This window comes from Pseudomonas sp. S06B 330 (assembly GCF_002845275.2).
GTDB lineage: Bacteria > Pseudomonadota > Gammaproteobacteria > Pseudomonadales > Pseudomonadaceae > Aquipseudomonas.
Map to the genome: position 1 here is coordinate 4,320,357 of NZ_CP088149.1, position 26,394 is coordinate 4,346,750.

A 26,394-nucleotide genomic window follows, 5' to 3' on the forward strand; every position below is an offset into this window, starting at 1 on the left:
TCTTCCTGTTCAGACGGCCGCGATAGGCTGCTCATGTTTGAATCGACGCCACAAGGGTGGCAGGTCCTCTGGCAATGGCCGGTAGACACCGATCTCACCCCAGGTGCCAGGGCCATGGAAGTCACTGCCGGCACTGGCCAGCAGACCGAATTCACGGGCCAGGATGGACATAGTGCCCACTTGTTCAGCTGGCATCATGCCGTTGACCACTTCCAGCGCCTGGCCGCCTGCTTGAATATAGTCGGCAATCAGCCGGCGGCGCTTGCTGCGTGTTAATTCATAGTGCATCGGGTGCGCGAGGCTGACCCAAGCCCCAGACTTGCGCAGGGTGTCCACAGTCTCGTCGAGGGTTGGCCAGTGCAGCTTGACGTCGCCCAGCTTGCCGGCGCCCAACCACTTGCGAAAGGCTTCAGCACGGTCTTTGACATGGCCTGCCCGTACCAGGAACTCAGCAAAGTGCGGGCGTGCCGGGGCGTTGCCGCTGTCCCCCAACTCCTGCTGGATGGCCCGCGCACCGTCCAGCGCACCCGGCATATGCTTGAGCGCCAACCGTCGGTCGATTTCTTCGGCGCGCAACCAGCGCCCGCGATGCAGCGACTCGACGGCCTCCAGCAACGGCGCGGCGTCCAGGGCAAAGTTGTAGCCCAGAACATGGATGGTCGCGCCCCCCCAGGTGCACGACAGCTCGATGCCGCTGACCCACTGCATGCCCAAGGCCTGGGTGGCCGCGCGCGCCTCTCGCTGGCCATCCAGGGTGTCATGGTCGGTCAGCGAGAGCATCCGCACGCCGTGCTCATGGGCCCGGGCGACCAGGACCGTCGGCGTCAAGGCGCCGTCGGAGGCCGTGCTGTGGCAGTGCAGATCAACATTCATAGGTGGCTTTCGCTGTCATTGATGTTTGTTATTATGCCGTCACATCCTGCTTCTGGCTGCCACTGTGAAACAATTCATCGATTTCATCCCGCTGCTCCTGTTTTTCATCGTCTTCAAGCTCGAACCACGTGCCGTCGAATTTGCCGGCCACAGCTTCGAACTTGGTGGCATCTTCAGTGCCACGGCCATGCTGATCCTCAGCTCCGTCGTGGTCTACGGCGCGCTGTTCATTCGCCAGCGCAAGCTGGAAAAGGGCCAGTGGCTGACGCTGGTCGCCTGCCTGGTATTCGGTGGCCTGACCCTGGCCTTTCACAGCGAAACCTTCCTCAAATGGAAGGCGCCGGTGGTCAACTGGTTGTTTGCCGTGGCCTTCGCCGGTAGCCACTTCATCGGCGACCGCGTGCTGATCAAGCGCATCATGGGCCATGCCATTACGCTGCCAGACGCAGTCTGGACGCGCCTGAACCTGGCCTGGATTGTCTTTTTCCTGTTCTGCGGCGCAGCCAACCTGTTCGTCGCCTTTACCTTTCAGGAAATCTGGGTCGACTTCAAAGTGTTCGGCAGCCTGGGCATGACCGTACTGTTCCTGGTGGGCCAGGGCGTCTACTTGTCGCGCCATCTGCACGACAACGACCCCAGCACCCCGCCTTCCACTCCGAAGCACGAGGATTGACATGCTCTACGCCATTATCGCCAGTGACGTTGCCGACTCCCTGGAAAAGCGCCTGGCCGCTCGTCCTGCGCATATCGAACGCTTGCAGCAGCTCAAGGAACAAGGCCGCGTCGTCCTGGCGGGGCCCCACCCGGCCATCGACAGCAATGACCCAGGTGCCGCCGGCTTCACTGGCAGCCTGATTGTCGCCGAGTTCGAGTCCCTGACGGCTGCGCAGGCCTGGGCCGATGCTGACCCGTACATCGCTGCTGGCGTCTATGCAAACGTCATCGTCAAACCGTTCAAGCAAGTCCTGCCGTAACCTGCTGCAAGCGGTGCGCCCCGGTGCGCACCGCACTCCCCGCCTTTTACTGACGCCACTGCTCATTATTCTCGTCCATCAGCCGACAACCTGCTGAATCGACAAGAATCAGGAGTTCCAATGCGTCAAGGTCCGTTGTCCCTGCTGCTGTGCCTGTTGTTGCTGACCCCGTTGGCCCAGGCCGAAGAGCCTGCCGTTGCCAGCACCCCGCTGTCGCTCAGTGCTGGCAGTCAGATCACCGACTTGCAACAGCGCCTTGCAGAAAGCGAACGCCTGCGCGAAGCGTTGAGCCAACAACTGCACAATGCCGACAGCGAACGCGAAAGCGCCCAGCTCACCCGCCTGCGCCAGGAGAACCAGCGCCTCAAGCTGGCCCTCAAGGAACTCCAGGCCAACGCCCCACAACGCCTGCTCAGTGACCAGCAACAATGGTTTGTGATTGGCGGAGCAGTTGCCCTCTTGGCGGCACTCTGCGGTATCTTTGCCAGTGGCGGACACAGAAAGCGTCGGCAATGGTTGAATTGAGTGAGTCATGAGCGAGCTGTTACTGATTGATGATGACCAGGAACTCTGCGAGCTGCTCGGCAGCTGGCTGACCCAGGAAGGTTTTACGGTACGCGCCTGTCACGACGGTTTGAGCGCCCGTAAAGCCCTGGCCGAACAGGCGCCAGCGGCAGTGGTGCTGGATGTGATGCTGCCCGACGGCAGCGGCCTGGAGTTGCTCAAGCAACTGCGTAGCGAACATGCCGATCTGCCGGTATTGATGCTCTCGGCCCGCGGCGAGCCACTGGACCGGATACTCGGCCTGGAACTGGGCGCCGACGACTACCTGGCCAAACCCTGCGACCCACGCGAGCTCACTGCGCGCCTGCGGGCGGTGCTGCGCCGCAGCCACCCCAACACCACACCGAGCCAGGTCGAAGTCGGTGATCTGTGTTTCAGCCCAGCCCGCGGCGTGGTCAGTATCGATGAACATGAACTGACCCTGACCCTGTCCGAAAGTCGCATTCTCGAAGCCTTGCTGCGCCAGCCTGGCGAACCACTGGACAAGCAGGAACTGGCGCAGATCGCCCTCGGCCGCAAGCTGACGCTATACGATCGCAGCCTGGACATGCACGTCAGTAACCTGCGCAAGAAGGTCGGCCCGCACCCGGACGGCCGCCCGCGCATCGTTGCCCTGCGCAGTCGCGGCTACTACTACAGCCTGTAATGTCAGCACGGTGCCCGGTCATCTTTACCCAAGCTTTACCCTTGCCTGACCGCCGTTGACCTTGAACTCCCTAAACTGGGCTCATCCGGTAATCACCGGCCCTAGTAAAGGAGAGACACCATGCGCAAGACCCTTATCGCCCTGATGTTCGCTGCCGCACTGCCGACCGTCGCCATGGCCATGCCTGAAGACGGTATGCGCCACGGCGATCACCACCGCGGTGGAGCGCCTTTCGCCCAGCTGGACCTGAGCCGCGAACAGCGCCAGCAGATCGGCAAACTGATGGGCGAGCAGATGAAGAGCCGTCAGGAAATCACCAACCGTTACCTGGAAAAACTCCCTGCAGCCGATCAGAAAGCCCTTAAGGACGAGCTGCAAGCCAAGAAAGACAAGACCCACGCCGAGATCCGCGACCTGCTCAAGCCTGATCAGCAGAAGAAATTCGATGAGCTGAAAAAAGAGCAGGATCAACGTAGCGCCGAATGGAGCGAATTCAAAGCCTGGAAAGCTGAAAAAGCCAGCAAGGCCCAGTAAGCTGTGAGCCACCCGCCCGACCTGTCCCCTCAGCAGGCCGGGCTTTTTGCCGTTGAAGGAGTCCCTCTTGCGTTCATTGTTCTGGCGCATTCTGGCCAGTTTCTGGCTGGCCATTGCCCTGGTCGCGGGCCTGTCGATCCTGCTTGGGCACATGCTGAACCAGGACGCCTGGATCCTCAGCCGACATCCGGGCCTCAACACCCTGGCGCAAAAATGGACCCAGCACTACGAACAGCAAGGTGCGGACTCGGCCCAATACTTTCTTGAGCGACGCAAACGTCGATACAACATCGATGTTCAGGTGCTCAACGACAGTGGTGAGGCGGTTGTGCCAGGAACCTTCCCGCGCCGCGCCGCAGCCTTTGAGGCGCGTCGCCACAACGACGAACGACACCTGCCCTGGCGGCGCCTGACAGAGGAATACACCAGCCCTGACAGCGGTAACACCTACCTGCTGATCTATCGCATCCCTCATCCGGAGCTGGACGCCTGGCACCGTGACAGCCTGCTGTGGCCACTCAGCGCTTTGGGCATAGCGCTGGTGGTGCTGACCTTGTTCAGCCTGCTGGTGACCCTCTCCATCACCCGCCCACTGAGCCGCCTGCGCGGTGCGGTGCATGACCTGGGGCAGACCACTTATCAGCAAAACAGCCTGGCGCGGCTGGCCAACCGTCGCGACGAGTTTGGCGTCCTGGCCAATGACTTCAACCGCATGGGCTCGCGCCTGCAGAGCCTGATCGGCAGCCAGCGGCAATTGTTGCGCGACGTCTCGCATGAACTGCGCTCGCCGCTGGCACGTTTGCGCATCGCCCTCGCCCTGGCAGAACGGGCCGAACCGGAGCAACGCCAGGCGCTATGGCCGCGCCTGACCCGCGAATGCGACCGCCTCGAAGCGCTGATCAGCGAGATTCTGGTATTGGCCCGCGTCGATGCCGACCAGGCCCGGGCTGAGCCGGTGGACCTTGATGCGATTTTGCAAGCCGTACACAAGGATGCTCAGCTCAATGCACCTGAACAGAGAATCCAGCTGCAGCACGAAAGTGGGCTGAGCCTGCAAGGTTGGCCGACGCTGATCGAACGGGCGCTGGACAACTTGCTGCGTAACGCCTTGCGCTTTAATCCACCTGGACAGCCCATTGAAGTCACTGCGGTACGTGACAATGAACGCATCGTGCTGAGCGTGCGCGACCATGGGCCGGGGGTAGTTGAAGAGCACCTGGCGCAATTGGGCGAGCCGTTCTTCCGAGCGCCGGGGCAGAGTGCCGCCGGTCACGGCCTGGGGCTGGCGATTGCGCGAAAGGCGGCAGTGCGCCATGGCGGCACTCTGACGCTGGAGAACCACCCGGAAGGGGGATTCGTCGCGCGTCTGGAGTTACCGCTGGCCGGGCCTGGGAGTGCCTGACCTTGGAGGGGTGCCGGCGATGAGGCCGGCACCGGTACTACAACACTTTACTGCCCCCAGGCACTGACAAAATCAGCCGTGGCCAGCACCGGCGCGGTACGTGGCTCATTCAGCGGTGTGCCCAGATACAGGAAGGCAATGATTTCCTCATTGTCAGCCAGCCCTAGGCCCTTGGCCACATGCTTGCTGTACGACAGCTCGCCGGTACGCCAGACCGCACCGATGCCCTGGGCATGTGCCGCCAACAGAATACCGTGGGCAGCGCAACCCGCCGCCAGGCGTTGCTCCGACGCCGGTACCTTGAAATGGTCCTGCAAACGCGCAATCACCACCACCAGCAATGGTGCACGCAATGGCATGGCGCGAGCCTTATCCAGGGCCGCCTCACTGGTATCACCTTCAAGCTTTACCGCCTCGGCCAGCAGTTGGCCGAGTTTTTCGCGCGCCTGCCCTTCGACGGTCAGAAAGCGCCAGGGCCGTAGCTGACCATGGTCAGGTGCCCGCAACGCAGCCTGAAACAGGGCCTCACGCTGCGCAGCATTGGGCGCGGGTTCCACCAGTCGTGGAACGGAAACACGGTTGAGCAATGCGTCGAGAGCCTCCATCGGCTACCCCCTGAAAAGAAATGTGCAGCTATTCTAGCGTTTACTTAAAAAGGTCCATAGGTAGAATGGCGCCCTTCCGTTACGAGTCAGAGCAGATCACATGGCGTTGCCGACCTTAAGGATCATTGGTTTTATCATCGGCATCTTCCTGATCACCCTGGCGATCAGCATGGTCGTGCCCATGGCCACCCTGGTGATCTTCGATCGCACCAGCGACTTGCCGTCGTTTCTGTGGGCCAGCATGATCACCTTTGTCGCCGGACTGGCCATGGTGCTCCAGGGGCGCCCCGAGCATGTGCACCTGCGCCCGCGGGACATGTACCTGCTGACGGTCAGCAGTTGGCTGGTGGTGTGCATCTTCGCCGCCCTGCCGTTTCTACTGACCCAGCACATCAGTTACACCGACGCCTTCTTTGAAAGCATGTCTGGCATCACCGCCACTGGCGCCACCGTACTCAGTGGTCTGGATACCATGTCGCCGGGTATTTTGATGTGGCGCTCGCTGCTGCACTGGCTCGGCGGTATCGGCTTTATCGCCATGGCCGTAGCGATTCTGCCGCTGCTGCGCATTGGTGGCATGCGCCTGTTCCAGACCGAATCTTCGGACCGTTCGGAAAAAGTCATGCCGCGTTCGCACATGGTCGCCAAGTCGATCGTCGCGGTTTACGTGGGCATCACCGCCTTGGGCGGGCTGGCGTTCTGGCTGGCGGGGATGAACGTTTTCGATGCGATTAACCATGCCATGTCGGCGATTTCCACCGGCGGCTTCTCCACCTCCGACCAATCCCTGGCCAAATGGGAGCAACCGGCCGTGCATTGGGTGGCGGTGGTGGTGATGATCCTCGGCAGCTTGCCCTTTGCCCTTTACGTCGCCACCCTGCGTGGTAATCGTAAGGCACTGATCAAAGACCAGCAGGTCCAGGGCCTACTGGCCATGCTACTGATGACCTGGCTGGTGCTCGGTACCTGGTACTGGGCAACCACCGACCTGCACTGGCTGGACGCCTTGCGTCACGTCGCGCTGAACGTTACCTCGGTCGTCACCACCACCGGTTTCGCCCTGGGCGATTACAGCCTGTGGGGCAATTTCTCGCTGATGCTGTTCTTCTACCTAGGCTTCGTTGGTGGGTGTTCCGGCTCCACCGCTGGCGGCATCAAGATATTCCGCTTCCAGGTGGCCTACATCCTGCTCAAGGCCAACCTCAATCAACTGATCCACCCACGGGCGGTGATCAAACAGAAATACAACGGCCACCGTCTTGATGAAGAGATTGTCCGTTCGATTCTGACTTTCTCGTTCTTCTTCGCCATCACCATCTGCGTGATCGCCCTGTTGCTGTCGCTGCTTGGGGTCGATTGGATGACCGCTCTGACCGGTGCCGCCAGTACCGTTTCCGGTGTTGGCCCGGGGCTAGGGGAAACCATTGGCCCGGCCGGCAACTTTGCCACTCTACCGGATGCCGCCAAGTGGATCCTGGCGTTCGGCATGCTGCTTGGGCGCCTGGAGATTATTACGGTGCTGGTGCTGTGTATGCCGGCGTTCTGGCGTCACTGACCGGGTTTTCGCTGCCCGGTTCAGGCACAGCGGCTGATGCTCCCATCCGCGCCCGATACTCACCGGGGGTAGCATCAAACCAGCGGCGAAACGCCCGAAAGAAATTGCTCGGATCGGCAAAGCCGAGCAAGTAAGCGGTTTCCAGCAAGGTCATGTTCGGCTGCGCCAGGTACTGCTCGGCAAGCTCGCGACGGGTATCATCGAGCAGGGTCTGGAAGCTGGTGCCCTCTTCCTGCAGGCGCCGCTGCAAGGTGCGTTGGGACAGGTGCAGAGCTTGGGCCACAGTCTCACGCTTGGGCTCACCTTGCGGCAACACCCGACACAAGACCTGACGGGCACGGTGGGTCACCCGACTTTCGGAAAAACGCGCCAGGTACTCACCGGCAAATCGATCATGCAAGGTCGCCATGGCTTCGTTAGCCGTCGGCAGGGGCGCCTCCATGTCGGCGCGCTCGAAAATCAGCGCATCATGGGCCGCGCCGAATACCAAGGGTGAATGAAATGCCGTCTTGTAAGGCATGACGTCCACCGGCTGTGGCCCCTGGATCAATACCCGTCGTGGCTGAATCACCCGCCCGCTCAACCAGCTGCACAGCGACAGCGCACAGGCCAACGAGGCTTCGGCACTGTGTCGGGTTGGTGGAAGGTGGTCGCCATGAACGGTGAGAATCAGCGCATAACCGTCCGGTTCCAGGCGAAAACTCAGATCAGAGCTTTCGGCAATGATGCGCTGATAACGCACCAGACGCTCGAACCCTTCGGCCAGGGTGCGACTTGACATCAAGGCGTAACCGACCACATGAAATGACGCCGGGCGCACCACCCGGGCCATGTTCAGGCCAATGGCCTGATTGCCGGATAGATCGACCGCCAGTTGCCACAGACGGGTCATCGAGTCTTGGGTAAAACGCGCGTCGGGGTCGTCCAGCGCGGAAAAATCCAGCCCCAGTTGTTTGAACATGGCACGGCAATCGAGCCCTTCGAGCTCAAGTGCCTTGACAATCCCTGATGCCCAGCTTGCTGACGTGGTTCTCTCGCTCATGGCTGGCTTCTTATATTCGAACTGACCGCTCCTGCGGTGAACTCAAAGGATACTCAATTGGCGCCTATTGTCACTGCTTGATGATTTTACTCACTCTAGACTCAGTTCAGGCTCCACGCCGTGTATCTTCATCCGTATCGAGAGTTTCAGGAGCTGTGTCGTGAACAGTCCTCAGCAATTTCGCAGTTTTGCCGAGTTCTATCCGTATTACCTGGAAGAACACAGCAATCCCACCTGTCGGCGCCTGCATTTCGTCGGCACCACCCTGGTTATTGCGCTACTTGCCTACACCCTGGGCAGTGGCCAGTGGATATTGCTGTTGGTCGTACCGATTGCCGGCTATGGGTTTGCCTGGGTCGGGCACTTCTTTTTCGAGAAAAACCGCCCCGCGACCTTCACGCACCCGCTTTACAGCCTGATCGGTGATTTCGCCATGTACCGCGACATGCTACGTGGCAAAGTATCCTTCTGATTTAGGCCCCCAGGGCCAGAAACGCGTCTTCAGCGGCCACTGCTCCGACGGGCGGTCAAGGTAGAGTGGGTTCCACAGCCCCAACGCCTGGAACGCCAATGAACCAGCAGGCCCGCTTCACGCATATGCAGGATGGCACTCAGCAGGACTGGGCCATTATCGCCAAGGATTTCCGGGTCTATGCCACTCAGCTCGCCGAACGGATCCTGGCCCACCTGCGCCTGCTCGATGGTGACTTTGGCGGTTTCCCCATTGATCGTCTTAGCCATTCGCTGCAAACCGCCACCCGTGCCTGGCGTGACGGGCGCGACGAGGAATACGTGATCTGTGCCCTGCTTCACGATATTGGCGACACCTTGGGCAGCTACAATCATCCCGATATTGCCGCGGCCATTCTCAAGCCGTTTGTCAGCTCGGAAAACCTGTGGATGGTGGAAAAGCACGGGATTTTCCAGGGCTACTATTTCTTCCATCACCTGGGGATGGACCGGCACCTGCGGGAACAGTTTCAAGACCACCCACAGTACCAGCAGACCATCGAATTCTGCGCCCACTACGATGCGGCCGCCTTCGATCCAGGCTATGACAGCCTGCCACTGAGCTTCTTCGAACCGATGCTCAAGCGCCTGTTCGCCCAGCCACGTCTGTCGATCTACAAGGCTGCGCTGCAATCGATGAGCGAGCACCCCTGAATCGCCGAAGCAAACCTGGCAACTGCCCATCAACCTGATCATATGAGCGCCTTGCCCGCCCCTGTACACTGCAGGCACTGCCTGGAGGACTGCGCACAATGAGCGGCGGCTCGATCCTTTCCCTACGTCACTACAGTGACGATCTGATTGCCCACAGCCACGAACACCCGCAACTGGTGTTCGGCTTGCGCGGCCAATTGGACTTCGAACTTGACGGTCGCGGTGCACGCATCGAGCGCCAGGGCTCAATCGTGGTGCCAAGCGGTGCCCACCATACTTGCGGCAGTATCACCGGCAGCCACTGCCTGGTCCTCGATGTGCCTGGGGATACATGGCTGGAAAATAGCTTGGGGGAGCACGCCGGGGCGAGCCAGCGCCTGCTCGAACATCGCGGCTCACGCCCCCTGGACAGTCGCCAACAGCAACTGGTCGACTGGCTGGCAGCAAGCCCCATGACTGACCCACTGATCGCACAACAAGGCGCGGTGTTGCTGCTGGCCAGCCTCAACACCCCGGCACGTCCTGCCGTTGTGCAAAAACAGCTGCCCTTTGCCAGCTTCGATGCGCATATCGAGCAAAACGCCGCCTACCCACTACAGGTAGCGGATCTGGCGCGCCTGGCTGGACTTTCCAGTGCTCGCTTGCATGCCCGCTTCATCGCCGAAGCCTCGACGACACCGATGGACTACATCCGCCAACGCCGCCTGTTGCAAGCACGCCGCTTACTGGCTGAGACCAACCTGGCCATCGGCGAAGTCGCCCATCGAGTCGGCTACAGCTCACAAAGTGCCTTTTGCGCCGCCATGCTCAAAACCTTCGGCCGTACTCCTCGGGAGCTTCGCCGCGAGCCTGACGACAACTGACGCGAGGATCGCGACAGACAGCCGCAGCTGGCGCCTCGTACACTGGACGGGCTGCCCTGCTTCCAACAAGGATCATCATGAACCCTCGCACCGCCCTCGGCGCCCTGCACATTGGCGCGCTGTTCTTCGGCCTGACTGGCGTCTTCGGCAAATTGGCCCAAGCGGCACCTGCGGTCATCGTCTTTGGGCGGGCTGCCTTCGCCGTATTGGCGCTGGGCATCTTCGCCCGCCTTGCACAAAAAGCCTGGCAGCCCCTGCAGGTCCAGGACTGGCGGCGTTTGCTGCTGGGCGGCGTGTTGCTGGCCGGGCACTGGGTCAGCTTCTTCATCGCCGTCAAAGTTGCCGGCGTGGCCATTGCCACTTTGGGCTTTGCCAGCTTTCCGGCCTTCACCGTGATCCTTGAAGGGCTGCTGTTTCGCGAGCGCGTTCGGCGCAACGAAATCATCCTGGTATTGCTGGTGAGCATCGGTTTGATCTTGGTCACCCCAGACTTCGACCTGGCCAGCCAGGCCACCGGCGGTCTGCTCTGGTCGTTGCTGTCAGGCTTGTTGTTCTCATTGCTGTCGTTGACCAACCGGGCGTCCAGCGGGCGTATTCCGGCGGTGCAGGCAGCATTGTGCCAAAACGCCGTGGTCGGCCTGTGTCTGCTGCCGGTGGCCGCTCCAGCCCTGACCGAAGTCTCGGCAATGGACTGGCTGTGGATCGGCCTGCTGGGGGTGTTCTGCACCGGTGTCGCCCATAGCCTGTTCGTCGCCAGCCTTGCGGTGATCAAGGCGCGCACCGCTGCGGTGGTGTTTGCCCTGGAACCGGTTTACGGCATTGCCCTGGCCTGGCTGATCTTCGCCGAAGCGCCGACCCTGCGCATGCTGATCGGCGGCGCGCTGATCATTCTCGCGATTGTCGTTTCCAGTCGCCTGGCCGCCAGCAACCAGATCCCCAAGGCGGCGGCTGCCGAAGGCTGACAGTGGTCACGGACGATCGCTGTGCCCCAGGTCGCGCTGGGGGTCAATCTGGTCGCGCACCCGCTGCTTGAGCACCTTGGCTTCCGGGAAGCCACCATCGGCCTTGCGCTCCCAGATCTGCACACCGTCACAGGTGATGCGGAAGGTGCCGCCGGTGGCGGGCTCCAGGGCAACACGAGCCAGATCATCGCTGAACGTACTGAGTAATTCCTGGGCAAGCCAGGCCGCACGCAGCAGCCATTGGCACTGGGTGCAATAGGTAATGACAATTTCGGCTTTGTGCGCATTCATGGGGTAACCGTCTCCTGACAGGCGGGCGCGCTTATACTAGCGGTCTTTGCCCCTAGCTCCGAGAGCCATGATGCACCGCTTGCTGTTAAGTCTGATGCTGATCGTCGTTTCCTTCCCGCTCCTGGCTGCCGAACCACCGCGACCGAAAATCGGCCTGGTGCTGTCCGGTGGCGCCGCCCGAGGCCTTGCCCATATTGGTGTACTCAAGGCCCTGGAAGAGCAAGGCATCAAGATCGATGCCATTGCCGGCACCAGCATGGGCGCGGTGGTCGGCGGCCTGTATGCCTCCGGCTACAAGGTCGAGGAGCTGGAAAAGCTGGCCCTTGGCATCGATTGGCAAGAGGCACTCTCAGACGCGCCACCACGCAAGGACGTGCCGTTCCGTCGCAAGCAGGATGACCGCGATTTTCTGGTCCAACAGAAGCTGAGCTTTCGCGACGATGGCAGTCTGGGCCTGCCGCTGGGGGTGATTCAGGGACAAAACCTGGCCCTGCTTCTGGAAAGCATGCTCGCCCATACCAGCGACACCCGCGATTTCGACAAGTTGCCGATCCCCTTCCGCGCGGTGGCCACCGATATTGCCAGCGGTGAGAAAGTGGTGTTCCGTCGGGGTCACCTGCCTCAGGTGATTCGCGCCAGTATGTCGATCCCAGCGGTGTTTGCCCCCGTCGAGCTGGATGGGCGGCTGCTGGTTGATGGTGGCATGGTCGACAACATTCCCCTGGACGTTGCCCGCGAGATGGGTGTGGACATGGCGATCGTGGTCGACATCGGAACCCCGTTGCGCAGCCGCAAAGAAATGACGACCGTGGTCGACGTGCTCAATCAGTCAATTACCTTGATGACCCGGCGCAACTCCGAAGAGCAACTGGCGTCCTTGCACCGTGATGACATCCTGATCCAGCCACCGCTGGCCAGCTTTGGCGTTACCGATTTTGGTCGCGCCAAGGAAATGATCGACGCCGGTTATCGCGCCGCCCGCGCCCTCGACCCACGCCTGGCCGCGCTCAAGCGCCCGGACACCGAAGATACCGAACTGAACGTCGCCCGCTCGCCAAGCCAGCGTACGCCAGTGATCACTGCAATCAGGATCGAGAACGACTCGAAAGTCAGCGACGATGTAATCCGCTTCTATATCCGCCAGCCAATCGGTGAACCCCTGGAGCTGGGCCGTTTACAGACCGACATGGGCACCCTCTACGGCCTCGACTATTTCGACCGGGTGCAGTACCGGGTGGTCCACAAGGGCAATGACAACACGCTGGTAATCAATGCCCGCGGCCGCCGTGGCGGTACCGATTACCTGCGCCTGGGCCTGAACCTGTCGGATGACATGCGTGGTGACAGCGCCTTTAACATCGGCGCCAGCTACCGGGTCAATGGCATCAACGAACTGGGTGCAGAGTGGCTGACCCGGGCGCAGATCGGTGATCAGCAGGAGTTGTACAGTGAATTCTATCAACCGCTGGATACCGGTTCCCGCTACTTCGTCGCCCCGTATCTGGACCTGGGATCGCAGAACGTCGAAGCCACGCTCGATGACGACCCGATTGCCGAGTACCGTCTGGAACGCTACGGCTTCGGTCTGAACCTGGGGCGCCAGATCGGCAATAGCGGTGAAGTGCGCTTCGGCGTCGGCCAGGCCTGGGGCAAGGCCGATGTGCGCATTGGTGATCAGGACCTGCCGCACTTCAGTTTCAACGAAGGCTTCTACGAGCTGAAGTACTCGTTCGACACCCTGGACAATGTCTACTTCCCGCACACCGGTGAAGACATAAGCCTGACCCTGCGCCAGTTCGATCCGGACCTGGGCTCGGATGAACGCTACCGGCAGTGGAACTTCAAACTGGACAAAGCCCTGAGCAGTGGTCCCAACTCCTGGGTGCTGGGGGCTCAGTACGGACGGACCCTGGACGAGGCTGAGGTGGTCACCTCAAGCTTTATATTGGGTGGCGCCAGACAGCTGTCAGGCTTTCGCCAGGATTCGGTGTCAGGGCAAAACATGAGCCTGATGCGCATGGTGTACTACCGTCGGCTGACACCACGTGCCTACCTGCCACTGGATTTCCCACTGTACCTCGGTGGATCACTGGAGCGTGGCCGGGCCTGGAACAATGACAATGAATTCGACAGCGGCTATATCAATGCCGCCAGTATCTTCGTTGGTTTCGAGACGCCGTTGGGCCCACTGAACTTCAGCTACGGGGCCAACAGCGAGAATGAGAAGGCGTTGTACCTCAATCTGGGTCACACCTTCTAAACAGGGTCAGGACTTTTCCAGGTTGGCCAGGATTCGCGCGTGGACCTTCATGCACACGCGCATCTCTTCTTCGTCGACACCCGTGAACAGTTCGGCGCGCAAGGCGTTGGCAATGGTTTCGATCTGGTCGATCAGTGGCTTGGCCGGCGGGCACAAGTGGATTTTTTTCGCTCGCCGGTCTTCCAGCACCGCTTGGCGCCGTACCAGCCCTTGTGCCTCCAGGCTGTCGAGCAAACGCGCCAGGGTCGGCCCTTCGACGCCAACGCTCTGGGCGAGCTCACGCTGGGTAGGCGCTTCATCAAAACGGGCCAGGTGCAGCAGCACCAGCCAGCGAGCCTGGGACAGATTGAGCCCGGCCAGGCGGCGGTCCAGTTCGGCGCGCCAGCCCCGCGACATCTGGGCCAGCTGCATTCCGAAGCGGTGTTGGTCGGTCAACGGCATAGAAAACTCATCATCAGAACTAATTATTAGCCAGCTAACCATGCTCCTGCGCAACAGGCAAGGCTCATTAAGACTCTAGCTGTCTGACAATCGTTATAAAAGATGACAATGCCGGGTTTACATCTCAAATTCAGCCGCTAACGCCGCCCGCACGCAGTACAGCACCCCTTCCGGGACCCGGGCGCCGAACTGCTCGGCAATGGCTGAGACTGGCGGCAATTCGCCTTCGCCGTCGAGGAAGGCGTCCTGCACTTCGGCGAGCAGGTCTTCGGGCAAATCTAGCGCCTGCTCCAGCGACAACTGCTGACGGCCAATGGCTTCGGCAAGCATGCTATAGACGTTCTTTTCGCTGCAGTTCAGTTGCCCGGCGATTTGAGCCGGGGTCATGCCGGCTCGCGCCAGGCTGGTCAGTTCGTGGCGCAGGTCAGCAACCTGAGGCGGCGCCTCGGCAGCACCGCCGAGCACGTCGAGGAACGCTGCGCCATAGCGCTCCAGCTTGCGTGCGCCAACACCACTGACCTGAGCCATTTCGCTGAGACTGGACGGCTGGCTGCGCAGCATCTCCAGCAGGGTCGAATCTGGGAAAATGACGTACGGTGGCACGCCGTGCTCCTCAGCCAACTTGCGCCGCAGCGCTCGCAGGGCTTCCCATTGCTCGCGCTCGTCACCACGTACCAGCTGACTGGCCGGGCTACCGCCGCCACTACTGCCTTTGCTGCTGGTCTGCGGCTTGAGATCGCGGCGCAATTCCAGGGTGACTTCACCACGCAACAAGGGTCGGCAGGTATCGGACAGGCGCAAGCCGCCATAACCTTCCAGATCAATATCAGCCAGACCGCGCGCTACCAGTTGGCGGAACAGCGAGCGCCATTCACCCTCGGAACGGGCCTTACCGACGCCGTACACCGCCAGCTTCTCATGGCCGAAGTTACGGATCTTCTCGTTGTCCTTACCCAGCAGTACATCCACCAAATGGCCGACACCATAGCGCTGGCCGGTGCGATACACCGCTGACAGGGCCTGGCGTGCTGGTTCAGTGGCGTCCCAGGTCTGCACACCATCGATGCAGTTGTCGCAATGCCCGCAGGGCTGCGGTAGTTCTTCATCGAAGTAGTTGAGCAGGATCTGACGGCGGCAACGGGTTTCTTCACAGAGCGCAAGCATGGCGTCAAGTTTGTGTTGCTCAATGCGCTTGTGCCGCTCGTCACCCTCGGAGTTCTGCAGCATCTGCTTGAGCATCACCATGTCCTGCAGGCCATAGGCCATCCAGGCATCGGCCGGCAGGCCATCACGCCCTGCCCGGCCGGTTTCCTGATAGTAGGCTTCCAGCGACTTGGGCAGATCCAGGTGAGCGACGAAGCGCACGTTGGGTTTGTCGATGCCCATGCCAAAGGCAATGGTCGCGACCATGATCAGGCCTTCCTCGTTGAGGAAGCGGCGCTGGTTCGACGCGCGGGTCTCGGCCGGCAGGCCGGCGTGATAAGGCAGCGCCGGAAAACCCTGCTCGCACAGGTAGGCGGCAACGTCGTCGACCTTTTTGCGCGACAGGCAATAGACAATGCCAGCGTTACCACGTCGCTCAGCCAGGAAGGTCAGCAACTGCTTGCGCGGCTGCTCTTTGGGCACGATACGGTAGAAAATATTCGGCCGGTCGAAGCTCGACAGGAAGCGCTCGGCATTTTGCAGATGCAGGCGAGTGACGATCTCTTCGCGGGTACGCATGTCCGCGGTGGCGGTCAGGGCAATACGCGGTACATTGGGGAACAGCTCGGCCAGTTGCCCCAACTGCAGGTACTCGGGGCGGAAGTCATGGCCCCATTGCGAAACGCAGTGAGCCTCGTCAATGGCAAACAGGGCAATATCCAGGGTACGCAGAAAATCCAGCATGCGCGGCTGCACCAGACGCTCCGGCGCCAGGTAGAGCATCTTTACTTCGCCACGGCGAATGCGCCCAGCAAGCTCACGCTGCTGCTCTGCGCTCAAGGTAGAGTTCAGCGAGGCGGCGGCAACACCCAATTCATCGAGAGTCGCCACCTGGTCTTCCATCAGCGCGATCAGTGGCGACACCACCACCGCCAGGCCCGGACGCAACAGTGCCGGCACCTGAAAGCACAGGGACTTACCGCCCCCGGTGGGCATCAACACCAGCGCATCGCCACCTTTGGCTACACATTCGATGATCGCCCCCTGGCGCCCTCGAAAGCTGTCGTAGCCGAAGATGTCCTTAAGGACGCGCTGAGCCTGTTCGAGCATAAAAACTCCATAAATCGCAGAACCATCCTGGCCACAGGCTGGATGAAAATCTTCCCCGCCACACCTGAAAATGCGTAAGCGGCTTTTACCTGACCGGCCATTACAGCGCTGCCAAGTACAAAAGCCGGGCATTATACCCGAGCACTGCCTTGCACAGGGTGCTCTGCGATAGGCGTCAACTTTGCCTCGCAGGGGCCGCAAGATGCTAGAATTCGTTCATCGTTTATTCCCAAGGTAGCCCTGTAATGTCCTTCGCCGAGCAATTGAACCGCCTGCAAGCCTTCCTCGACGCCGACGAGCTGCACGAAGAAGCGCTGGACTACGTTGCCGCCCACGGCTACCTGACGGCATTGTCGATCGGTACCGAGAACGTTCCCGAGCGCGAATGGATCGACGCCCTGTTCGCCGAAGAGCCGCATTACAAGGATGATGCCCAGCGTGAAGAGATCGAAGCCACGCTGATCCAGCTCAAGGCGCACATCGCTCGCCAACTGGCCAGCGACGAGGAATTCGAGCTGCCGTGCGAGCTGGACCTGGGCGACGAGCCGGACGACTCCGACCTGCGCGGCTGGTGCATCGGCTTCATGGAAGGCGTGTTCATGCGTGAAGAAGCCTGGTTCGAAACCGCCGAAGAAGAAGTCAGCGAAATGCTGCTGCCGATCATGGTCGGTTCCGGCCTGTTCGACGAACAGCCTGAATTCGCCGACATCGCCAGCGATGCCAACCTGATGGACGACATGGTCGTGCAGATTCCCGAGGCCCTGACGGCGCTGTACCTGCTGCAACATGCGCCGGATGAAAAGCCTGCACCTGCATTGCTCAAGCCTCGCCACCACTGAGTCGGCGTACATGCGCTACCTGCTGCTGGCCATCGGCTGGCTCAGCGTCGCGCTGGGAGTGATCGGCATCTTCCTGCCGGTATTGCCGACCACTCCGTTCCTGCTTCTGGCAGCGGCGTGCTTTGCGCGCAGCTCGCCACGCTTTCACCACTGGTTGGTCAACCACCCACGGCTGGGCCCGTGGATCCGTGACTACCTCAGTGGTGAAGGTATCCCGCTCAAAGGCAAAGTCTACGCAATCGGCTTGATGTGGTTGAGCATTGGACTGTCCTGCTACCTAGTGCCCCTGCCGTGGGCACGCGGGTTCATGCTGACCAGTGCGGTGCTGGTCAGCATTTATATCGTGCGCCAGAAGACCTTGCGCCGGCCTTCGTAAACCTGCGTAGCCGCTGCCGCCAGGCTGCAATCGGCTGCGAAGCAGTTGTAATTCCGTCGCTGGAAAGGGCCGCTAAACGGCCGTTTCACGCCCGATCGCAGCCTGACGGCAGCGGCTACAGCTGGCCAGACGCTCCCTCCGCGCCTGCCTACTACACCGTATCCACTTTCAACGAATGATCATTGAGCATCCCATTGATAATGGTCGCGGTATCCTGCCCGGCAGCAATCACCCCACCCGCCCCCGCCGTCACCCCGTAATGCTGGGCCAGGTTGACCCCTGCCAGGTCAATGATCTGCGTCGGCGCCGCCCCCGCCACAGCACTGACCTCAATGGTCGAGACCACGCCAGAGCCGCTGCCAGTGACCTTGAAGTGCAGGTAGTCATCCAGTGATGCCGTCGTTGCATTCTCCCCTTGGAGCAATTGCGACAGGTCGAGGCGATCGGTGCCAGGGGTGAAGTCGGTGACCCTGTCATGCCCGGAATTGCCCTGTTGCCAAAGGAAGATATCGTTGCCATCACCGCCGGTCAGGACATTGTTGCCCGGCCCGCCGATCAGGACATCGTTGCCGCCACCGCCGACCAGCGTGTCATTACCCAGCCCACCCTGGAGCAGGTTGGCGGTGCCATTGCCGGTCAGGTTGTCGTTGTAGTCCGAACCGATCAGGTTCTCGATACCGGTCAAGGTATCGTTACCAGCCCCACCAGTGTTTTGCTCCAACGAGCTCGCCAGGCTTACCGTCACCGCACCGTTGGCACTGGCATAGCTGGCAGTATCGATACCAGCATCGCCATTGAGCTGGTCATTACCCGCACCGCCGATCAACAGGTCATTGCCATCACCTGCGTTGAGGATGTCGTTACCGTCACCGCCAATTAGCACATCGTTGCCCGTTCCGGCGTTGAGGGTGTCGTTGCCCGAACCGCCCAGCAGGGTGTCATGACCATTGGTGCCGGTCAGGGTGCTGCCTTGCTGGTAGGTGATATCGACATTGCCGGTGCCGGTACCGCCGTGCCCATCACTGACTGTATAAGTGCCGTTATAGGTTTGATTCTGGGCATTGGCGTAGTCGACCGTCATGGTCAATGCGTAGTTTTCTGAGCCGTTGACATTGTTCCCCGTGGGGTTGGTCTGGTTGATCACATGGATGCTGTAGAGCCCGTCATGACTGGCGGTAAAGCTGGAACCATCGGCAATGGTCTGATAGACGCCGTTCTCGTCTTTCCATTCCATCAGGATGTTGCCGGCAGGCCGATCATGATCAAGCTTGAGCGTCTCGCCTTGTTTCAAGGTGACAGTGAGCACGTCTTCGGCATTGGCATTGGTGGACAGCGCCCCCAGGTAGCCACTGACGATCAACGCTGCGGTAGTGGTATTTGACGCGCCGCGGAATGAACTACGCGCCAGGTCCTTGAGTTGGTTGGCAGGGCTACTGGCGCTTCCAAGGAAGTTGACCGTAGGCGTGCCGCTGCCCACCGAAAATCCAGCGCCTTTGGCCGCCCAATTGGTATCGAAGGTGATCGGCGCGGCGCTGAGCCTATCGTTGTTGGCATCACTGTCATTGGCCAACAACGCCTCGGCCGGGACGGTGATGGCACTAGAGAGGATATTGGTGATGATATGGTCGGCACCGGCCACTGGCGCAGCGTTTGTGTGGACAGTGACCACCAGGTTGGCGCTGCTCAAGTCGCCATCGTTATCACTGGCGGTGAAACCGACATTCTCGGTCACCGTCGTGCCATTGTCTTTCGGTGGCGTGTAGGTGAACGCCCCCGTATCCATGTCGACCAGCAAGGTGCCGCCCTTGACCGTCTTGATGTTGAAGGTGTTGGTTGCCGTGTCGAAAGAGCCGCGATCAGTACCGTTGGCGCTGTAGCTGCCCTGCCCGCCCAAGGCTTTGGGGTCATAGGTATAGGTGGTGCCGTCGACCAGCAACGCTTTGATAAAACCGCCGTCGGCGCCAAACAATCCGCCGCTCATCAGGCTGCCGGTGATGGGTGCAGCCTGCACCGTACCGGACAACACTTGATTCAATTCGTTGAGGTCGGTGACCACCACCGAATTGGTGTTGGTATGGGTACTGCCGTCATAGGCCAGAGGATCGAGATTGCCGGCGTTGACGCCGCTGCCCAGACCAATGGCATACGACTTGATGCCGTTGCTGTCGAGGAAGGACTTCCAGGCAACCTCGTCGGTCGAGCCGATGCCTTGTGAGGTCGTGGACGGGTTGCCATCGGAGAAAAAATAGCCGACGTTTTGTGCCCCGTTCAGGCTACCGCTATTGGCAAACGCCGACTTGGCTTCGGCGACCGCGTCATCGTAGTTGGTACCGCCGCCCGCCGACAGGCCCGCGACGATCTGCTTGGCTTGAGCGACCGATACCCAGGTGGTCGACTCTTCCGAAGCCGATGAATTGAAAGTCACAATCTGTACTTTGACATCGCCCATCTCGTCGTACTTGTCGAGCAAGGCGCTGATGGCATCCTTGGCCAGTTGCAGTCGTGTCTTACCGCCGACTCCTGACGGGTCTTGCATACTGCCGGACACATCAATGATCAGCAGCAGATTGGAATCGACCTGCCCTGGCGTCACCGAACGCTCCGCGCCCGCTACCGCAGACACATCATCAACGATGGTCACATCCAGCGTGGCATGGTCAGTACTGCCATCTTTATCGGTTGCGGTGACAGTGATGGGTTCGTTGAGATTGTTGATGCCGTTGGCACCAGGGTGGTTTTCACTGCCCTGCAAGGTGTAGGAATAGGTCACCACACCCGTGCTCGGGTTGTAACCCGTGATGGTCAGCGAGTTACCCAACGGGGTAGTCCCTGTCTGCGGGAAGCCAACCGCATTGCCGCCACTGACCACGGTGATACCGCCTACCGTCAGGGTTTGCAGACCATCCGGGGCCGATACGCTAAAGCTTCCCGTCTGGGTCAACGGCGGGGTGTCTGGACTGCTGCCGTCGCTGAGGTTTTTCTCATAGACCGTCAACTCGCCACCCTCGACGTCCAAGCCATTGATGACGACCGGATGGTTCAGGTTACTGACGTTGATCTTCAGTGTTGCAGTGCTGCTGTCGCCATCGGCGTCCTTGAGGGTGTAGGTAAAGCTATCAACACCACTGCCGCCACCGTGCAGGTTGACGAAATCCTGATCAGCGGTGTTCAGCGTGTAGGTGTAGGAGCCGTCGGCGGCCAGCACCAGCTTGCCGTAGACACCGTTGAGTGTCTGCGGCGTAATCGGTCCGCTCGAAACACGGTCGGCGCCCTGGGTATCGTTGGTCAACACGTTACCAGTCACGGTCAGCTGGGTTTCGGTGGCCGTGGTGCTGTTGGTGTCATTGAAGGCTTTCGGCGCGTCGTCGACGATGTTTACATCGATGTTGCCACTGGCCGTGCTGCCATCGTTATCCGTCGCGACCACGGTGAAGCTTTCGCTCAAGGTAGTGCCGTTACCGCTGGTGTGCTCTTCGTTGTCGAGCAACGTATAGGTGTAGGTCACCACGCCGGTGGCCGGGTTGTAGCCAGTGATGGTCAACGTATTGCCCAGCGGGGTCGTTCCCGACTGTGGAAAGCTACCCGTGCCGTTGCTGATCACCGTGACCCCTTCAATGGTCAGGGTTTTCAGGCCATCCGGTGCATGCACGGTGAAGCTGCCGCTTTGGGTCAGTGCCGATCCACTCGGACTACTGCCATCGCTCAGGTTTTTCTCATAAACAGTCAGTTCGCCGCATTCGATATCCAGGCCTTTCAAGGTCACCGGGTCGTTGAGGTTATTGACGTTGATCTTCAAGGTCGCGGTGCTACTGTCGCCGTCGGCATCCTTGAGGGTGTAGGTGAAGGTTTCGACGCCGGTGCCAGTACGGTTGATGAAGTCCGGGTCGGCAGTGTTTAGCGTGTAGGTATAGGAGCCGTCGGCGGCCAGCACCAGCTTGCCGTAGGTGCCCTCGATGGACTGCGGTGTGATCGGTCCACTGGCGATGCGGTCAGCGCCCTGGGTGTCGTTGGTCAACACGTTACCGGTGACGCTCAGCTGATTCTCGGTGGCCGTGGTGCTGTTGGTGTCATTGAAGGCTTTCGGCGCGTCGTCGACGATGTTTACATCGATGTTGCCACTGGCCGTGCTGCCATCGTTATCCGTCGCGACCACGGTGAAGCTTTCGCTCAAGGTAGTGCCGTTACCGCTGGTGTGCTCTTCGTTGTCGAGCAACGTATAGGTGTAGGTCACCACGCCGGTGGCCGGGTTGTAGCCAGTGATGGTCAACGTATTGCCCAGCGGGGTCGTTCCCGACTGTGGAAAGCTACCCGTGCCGTTGCTGATCACCGTGACCCCTTCAATGGTCAGGGTTTTCAGGCCATCCGGTGCATGCACGGTGAAGCTGCCGCTTTGGGTCAGTGCCGATCCACTCGGACTACTGCCATCGCTCAGGTTTTTCTCATAAACAGTCAGTTCGCCGCATTCGATATCCAGGCCTTTCAAGGTCACCGGGTCGTTGAGGTTATTGACGTTGATCTTCAGCGTCGCGGTGCTACTGTCGCCGTCGGCATCCTTGAGGGTGTAGGTGAAGGTTTCAACGCCGGTGCCAGTACGGTTGATGAAGTCCGGGTCGGCAGTGTTCAGCGTGTAGGTATAGGAGCCGTCGGCGGCCAGTACCAGCTTGCCGTAGGTGCCCTCGATGGACTGCGGTGTGATCGGTCCACTGGCGATGCGGTCAGCGCCCTGGGTGTCGTTGGTCAACACGTTACCGGTGACGCTCAGCTGATTCTCGGTGGCCGTGGTGCTGTTGGTGTCATTGAAGGCTTTCGGCGCGTCGTCGACGATGTTTACATCGATGTTGCCACTGGCCGTGCTGCCATCGTTATCCGTCGCGACCACGGTGAAGCTTTCGCTCAAGGTAGTGCCGTTACCGCTGGTGTGCTCTTCGTTGTCGAGCAACGTATAGGTGTAGGTCACCACGCCGGTGGCCGGGTTGTAGCCAGTGATGGTCAACGTATTGCCCAGCGGGGTCGTTCCCGACTGTGGAAAGCTACCCGTGCCGTTGCTGATCACCGTGACCCCTTCAATGGTCAGGGTTTTCAGGCCATCCGGTGCATGCACGGTGAAGCTGCCGCTTTGGGTCAGTGCCGATCCACTCGGACTACTGCCATCGCTCAGGTTTTTCTCATAAACAGTCAGTTCGCCGCATTCGATATCCAGGCCTTTCAAGGTCACCGGGTCGTTGAGGTTATTGACGTTGATCTTCAAGGTCGCGGTGCTACTGTCGCCGTCGGCATCCTTGAGGGTGTAGGTGAAGGTTTCGACGCCGGTGCCAGTACGGTTGATGAAGTCCGGGTCGGCAGTGTTTAGCGTGTAGGTATAGGAGCCGTCGGCGGCCAGCACCAGCTTGCCGTAGGTGCCCTCGATGGACTGCGGTGTGATCGGTCCACTGGCGATGCGGTCAGCGCCCTGGGTGTCGTTGGTCAACACGTTACCGGTGACGCTCAGCTGATTCTCGGTGGCCGTGGTGCTGTTGGTGTCATTGAAGGCTTTCGGCGCGTCGTCGACGATGTTTACATCGATGTTGCCACTGGCCGTGCTGCCATCGTTATCCGTCGCGACCACGGTGAAGCTTTCGCTCAAGGTAGTGCCGTTACCGCTGGTGTGCTCTTCGTTGTCGAGCAACGTATAGGTGTAGGTCACCACGCCGGTGGCCGGGTTGTAGCCAGTGATGGTCAACGTATTGCCCAGCGGGGTCGTTCCCGACTGTGGAAAGCTACCCGTGCCGTTGCTGATCACCGTGACCCCTTCAATGGTCAGGGTTTTCAGGCCATCCGGTGCATGCACGGTGAAGCTGCCGCTTTGGGTCAGTGCCGATCCACTCGGACTACTGCCATCGCTCAGGTTTTTCTCATAAACAGTCAGTTCGCCGCATTCGATATCCAGGCCTTTCAAGGTCACCGGGTCGTTGAGGTTATTGACGTTGATCTTCAGCGTCGCGGTGCTACTGTCGCCGTCGGCATCCTTGAGGGTGTAGGTGAAGGTTTCAACGCCGGTGCCAGTACGGTTGATGAAGTCCGGGTCGGCAGTGTTCAGCGTGTAGGTATAGGAGCCGTCGGCGGCCAGTACCAGCTTGCCGTAGGTGCCCTCGATGGACTGCGGTGTGATCGGTCCACTGGCGATGCGGTCAGCGCCTTGGGTGTCGTTGGTCAACACATTACCAGTCACGGTCAGCTGACTCTCGGTGGCGGTGGTGCTGTTGATATCGTTGAAGGCTTGCGGCGTGTCATCGACGATATTCACATTGATCGTGCCGTTGGCTGTGCTGCCATCGGTGTCAGTGGCGACGACTGCAAAGTTCTCGCTCAGGGTGGTGCCATTGCCAGTGCTATGGGACTCGTTGTCGAGCAACGTATAGGTGTAAGTCACCACCCCCGTGCTGGCATTATAGCCAGTGATGGTCAGGGTGTTGCCTTCAGGCGTCGTGGCTGATTGCGGGAAACCCACCGCGCTGCCGCCACTGACCACGGTAATGCCACCAATGGTCAAGGTTTGCAGGCCATCAGGCGCCGTCACCGAGAAGCTGCCGCCCTGGGTCAATGCCGGCCCATTCGGGTTGCTGCCGTCGGAGAGATGCTTCTCGAAGACCGTCAGCTCACCGCCTTCAACATTCAGGCCGTTGAGGGTGATCGGGTCGTTGAGGTTGTTGACGTTGAGCTTCAATGTCGCCGTGCTGCTGTCACCATCAGAATCTTTGAGGGTGTAGGTGAACGTCTCGATGCCTGTGCCACCACCGTGCAGATTGATGAAGTCTGGATCCGCGGTGTTCAGTGTGTAGGTGTAGGAACCGTCCGCCGCGAGTACCAATTTGCCGTACACACCCTCAAGGGTCTGCGGCGTAATCGGCCCGCTCGCAATACGGTCAGCACCCTGGATGTCGTTCGTCAGGACGTTGCCCGTCAACGTCAGATGATTCTCGGTAGCGGTGACCGCGTTAGTGTCGGCAACTGCCGTCGGTACATCATCGACAATGGTGACATTGACGTTGAGGCTGGCACTGCGACCATCGGCATCGGAGGCCGTTACCGCGAGCGTTTCGCTCATGTTGTTGATGCCTTCACCACTGGCATGACCTTCCCGGCCCTGCAGGGTAAAGCTGAAGGACACCTCACCGGTCAGCGGGTTGTAGGTGATAGACAGCTTGTTACCGAGGCTGGTGGTGGCCGTTTGTGGAGAAGTGATGGCCACACCATTGCTGATCAGATTGATGCCGCCGACGGAAAGGGATTGCAGGCCATCGGCGGCGCTGACTTTGAAAGTACCGCTACGGGTCAGTGCCGCCGCATCCGGGCTGCTGCCATCAGCCAGGTTTTTCTCGTAGAACGTCAGCGCTCCGCCATTGATGCTCAATCCGCCGATGACGACTGGATCATCGATGTTGGTAACATTGAGTACCAGGTTGGCAGTGCTGGTATCGCCGTCGGCATCCTTGAGGGTGTAGGTGAAGGTCTCGATACCGCTGCCACCACCGTGCAGCTTGATGAAATCAGGATCAGCACTGTTCAGCGTATAGGTGTAGGAGCCATCAGCGGCCAACACCAGCGTGCCGTAGGTGCCAGTGAAGGTGCCTGCAGTGATTGGCCCGGAGGCAATGCGATCCGCACCTTGCACATCATTACTAAGGACATTACCGGTCAACGTCAGCTGATTCTCACTGGCGGTGAGTGCATTGCTGTCATCCACCGCTCGCGGCGTGTCGTCAGTAACATTGATATCCAGCGAACCACTGGCGACATCACCGTCGGTATCGCTGACCGAAACGCTGATGCTCTCACCCAGCCCGTTGGCACCGCCACCGTTCGGGTGCGTTTCAGCACCGGTCAAGGTGTAGCTGTAGCTGACCACACCGGTCGCCGCATCGTAGCCGGTGATGGTCAAAACGTTGCCAAGGCCGGTGGTAATCGATTGGCCGACTCCGGTCACCGCACCCGCGGTGACGATGTTGATACCACCGACGTTGAGGTTGAATACCCCATCCGGCGCTACCACGGTAAAACTGCCGGTTTGGGTCAGTGCCGCGGGGTTACTGGCCGAGCCTTGGGCCAGATTAGCCTCGTTGAGCGACAGTTCGCCGCCTTGCACCTGCAGGCCTTCGAGGGTGACCGGGTTATCGACCACTGGCGGCAGTGGCGGTGCGTCATCGTTGTTGTTGAGCAAGCCGGCATCCGGCGAGCGCAGTTCTGCAAATCCGTTGAAACCAGCCGTCGGGAAGCCAATCTCTGGAGCAACCCGCCCAGCCACTTCATTGAGCAGAACGAAGGAGTGCCCTCCACCGAGTGCGCCTGCGGCCCCGCCACTGCCGGGGCCAGCCGCAGTCGGATCAGCCTCCTGGCTCGGGTCGGCACCAGCAGCGATAGCTTGCTGGAGCTTCTCTACATCAGTCAGTTGCGCCTGGCTCGGCGTCAGCGCCTCGGGTGATTCGACATGTGGCGCATGGTTGGCCAGCAGTTGGGGTGAAAGTGCCAGGCTGCTGTCACGGCCCAGGGTCAATTCGGCGCCGTTTTGCAGATGAACGGCGATGGCGCCAGCTGCGCCTGTCTGCAGCTGCTCGCCGGCAAACAGCCGGTCACCTTCAGACAGCGCCCGACGTGTCCCGTCAGTGGCGACCGCGAATACCTCTCCGACTACTTTGCTGACAACACCGATTAACTTGGCCATGAGCGCTTTCCTCCGCTGCGGAACGGTTTTTCGCAGAAAAGCACTCTGAATC

At 60.3% G+C, this 26,394-nt stretch carries 21 protein-coding genes; 14 read left to right on the plus strand and 7 right to left on the minus strand.

Annotated features, from left to right (window positions below; translation table 11 throughout):
* Window positions 1–9: 9 nt before the first annotated feature.
* On the minus strand, window positions 10–873 hold the full coding sequence (locus CX511_RS19245) for a PHP domain-containing protein (protein ID WP_045185922.1): 864 nt from the start codon (window positions 871–873) through the stop codon (window positions 10–12).
* A 64-nt stretch (window positions 874–937) separates the two neighbouring features.
* On the opposite strand from CX511_RS19245, the gene CX511_RS19250 reads away from it, so the two are divergent.
* From CX511_RS19250 to CX511_RS19275, 6 genes are all read left to right on the plus strand, one after another.
* Entirely contained in the window at window positions 938–1,546 is a 609-nt protein-coding gene (locus tag CX511_RS19250; RefSeq protein ID WP_045185921.1) for a septation protein A, read from the plus strand.
* Between the two features lies 1 nt (window position 1,547).
* Window positions 1,548–1,847, plus strand: coding sequence for a YciI family protein (locus CX511_RS19255; protein ID WP_045185919.1), 300 nt, complete (start codon window positions 1,548–1,550; stop codon window positions 1,845–1,847).
* A 120-nt stretch (window positions 1,848–1,967) separates the two neighbouring features.
* Window positions 1,968–2,372: an SH3 domain-containing protein gene (locus CX511_RS19260; protein ID WP_045185918.1), complete on the plus strand. Its 405-nt coding sequence runs from the start codon at window positions 1,968–1,970 to the stop codon at window positions 2,370–2,372.
* A 7-nt stretch (window positions 2,373–2,379) separates the two neighbouring features.
* Entirely contained in the window at window positions 2,380–3,057 is a 678-nt protein-coding gene (locus CX511_RS19265) for a response regulator transcription factor (protein ID WP_045185917.1), read from the plus strand.
* Between the two features lie 120 nt (window positions 3,058–3,177).
* Complete coding sequence (locus tag CX511_RS19270; protein WP_045185916.1) at window positions 3,178–3,591, plus strand: LTXXQ domain protein; 414 nt, start codon at window positions 3,178–3,180, stop codon at window positions 3,589–3,591.
* Window positions 3,592–3,658: 67 nt separating this feature from the next.
* Window positions 3,659–4,993 carry a sensor histidine kinase gene (locus CX511_RS19275; RefSeq protein WP_045185914.1) on the plus strand — a complete coding sequence of 445 codons (1,335 nt, stop codon included), beginning with the start codon at window positions 3,659–3,661 and terminating at the stop codon, window positions 4,991–4,993.
* A gap of 47 nt (window positions 4,994–5,040) precedes the next feature.
* Here CX511_RS19275 and CX511_RS19280 read toward each other — a convergent pair whose 3' ends face one another.
* Window positions 5,041–5,598, minus strand: coding sequence for a nitroreductase family protein (locus CX511_RS19280; RefSeq protein WP_045185912.1), 558 nt, complete (start codon window positions 5,596–5,598; stop codon window positions 5,041–5,043).
* 100 nt (window positions 5,599–5,698) lie between these two features.
* On the opposite strand from CX511_RS19280, the gene CX511_RS19285 reads away from it, so the two are divergent.
* Window positions 5,699–7,153: a TrkH family potassium uptake protein gene (locus CX511_RS19285; protein WP_045185911.1), complete on the plus strand. Its 1,455-nt coding sequence runs from the start codon at window positions 5,699–5,701 to the stop codon at window positions 7,151–7,153.
* Here CX511_RS19285 and CX511_RS19290 read toward each other — a convergent pair.
* On the minus strand, window positions 7,110–8,195 hold the full coding sequence (locus CX511_RS19290) for an AraC family transcriptional regulator (protein ID WP_045185909.1): 1,086 nt from the start codon (window positions 8,193–8,195) through the stop codon (window positions 7,110–7,112). The two genes, CX511_RS19285 and CX511_RS19290, sit on opposite strands and share 44 nt — an antisense overlap.
* Window positions 8,196–8,355: 160 nt before the next feature.
* Here CX511_RS19290 and CX511_RS19295 point away from each other — a divergent pair, with 160 nt between their 5' ends.
* The 4 genes from CX511_RS19295 (at window position 8,356) to CX511_RS19310 (ending at window position 11,184) form a co-directional block, all read left to right on the plus strand.
* Window positions 8,356–8,667 (plus strand): Mpo1-like protein, encoded by a 312-nt coding sequence (locus tag CX511_RS19295; protein WP_101291969.1) that lies wholly within the window; start codon window positions 8,356–8,358, stop codon window positions 8,665–8,667.
* A gap of 98 nt (window positions 8,668–8,765) precedes the next feature.
* Window positions 8,766–9,359, plus strand: a complete 594-nt coding sequence (locus CX511_RS19300) for an HD domain-containing protein (protein WP_045185905.1) — start codon at window positions 8,766–8,768, stop codon at window positions 9,357–9,359.
* Between the two features lie 98 nt (window positions 9,360–9,457).
* Window positions 9,458–10,222 carry an AraC family transcriptional regulator gene (locus tag CX511_RS19305; RefSeq protein WP_101291968.1) on the plus strand — a complete coding sequence of 255 codons (765 nt, stop codon included), beginning with the start codon at window positions 9,458–9,460 and terminating at the stop codon, window positions 10,220–10,222.
* Between the two features lie 77 nt (window positions 10,223–10,299).
* On the plus strand, window positions 10,300–11,184 hold the full coding sequence (locus CX511_RS19310) for a DMT family transporter (RefSeq protein ID WP_045185901.1): 885 nt from the start codon (window positions 10,300–10,302) through the stop codon (window positions 11,182–11,184).
* A gap of 6 nt (window positions 11,185–11,190) precedes the next feature.
* Here CX511_RS19310 and CX511_RS19315 read toward each other — a convergent pair whose 3' ends face one another.
* Entirely contained in the window at window positions 11,191–11,475 is a 285-nt protein-coding gene (locus CX511_RS19315) for an Rdx family protein (protein WP_045185899.1), read from the minus strand.
* A 70-nt stretch (window positions 11,476–11,545) separates the two neighbouring features.
* Here CX511_RS19315 and CX511_RS19320 point away from each other — a divergent pair, with 70 nt between their 5' ends.
* A complete protein-coding gene (locus CX511_RS19320) occupies window positions 11,546–13,735 on the plus strand; it encodes a patatin-like phospholipase family protein (RefSeq protein WP_101291967.1) in 2,190 nt (729 codons plus the stop codon).
* Window positions 13,736–13,741: 6 nt separating this feature from the next.
* On the opposite strand, the gene CX511_RS19325 is transcribed toward CX511_RS19320, so the two are convergent.
* On the minus strand, window positions 13,742–14,176 hold the full coding sequence (locus CX511_RS19325) for a MarR family transcriptional regulator (protein ID WP_045185897.1): 435 nt from the start codon (window positions 14,174–14,176) through the stop codon (window positions 13,742–13,744).
* A gap of 117 nt (window positions 14,177–14,293) precedes the next feature.
* Window positions 14,294–16,429: a DNA helicase RecQ gene (recQ, locus tag CX511_RS19330; protein ID WP_045185896.1), complete on the minus strand. Its 2,136-nt coding sequence runs from the start codon at window positions 16,427–16,429 to the stop codon at window positions 14,294–14,296.
* Window positions 16,430–16,674: 245 nt separating this feature from the next.
* Between recQ and CX511_RS19335 the strand changes: the two genes are divergently transcribed.
* Window positions 16,675–17,268, plus strand: coding sequence for a UPF0149 family protein (locus CX511_RS19335; RefSeq protein WP_045185895.1), 594 nt, complete (start codon window positions 16,675–16,677; stop codon window positions 17,266–17,268).
* Window positions 17,225–17,644: a YbaN family protein gene (locus tag CX511_RS19340; protein WP_177327799.1), complete on the plus strand. Its 420-nt coding sequence runs from the start codon at window positions 17,225–17,227 to the stop codon at window positions 17,642–17,644. The genes CX511_RS19335 and CX511_RS19340 overlap by 44 nt, the downstream gene beginning before the upstream one ends.
* Before the next feature lie 151 nt (window positions 17,645–17,795).
* Here the strand turns inward: CX511_RS19340 and CX511_RS19345 are convergent, their stop codons facing one another.
* On the minus strand, window positions 17,796–26,342 hold the full coding sequence (locus CX511_RS19345; protein ID WP_220639157.1) for a retention module-containing protein: 8,547 nt from the start codon (window positions 26,340–26,342) through the stop codon (window positions 17,796–17,798).
* Between the last annotated feature and the right edge of the window lie 52 nt (window positions 26,343–26,394).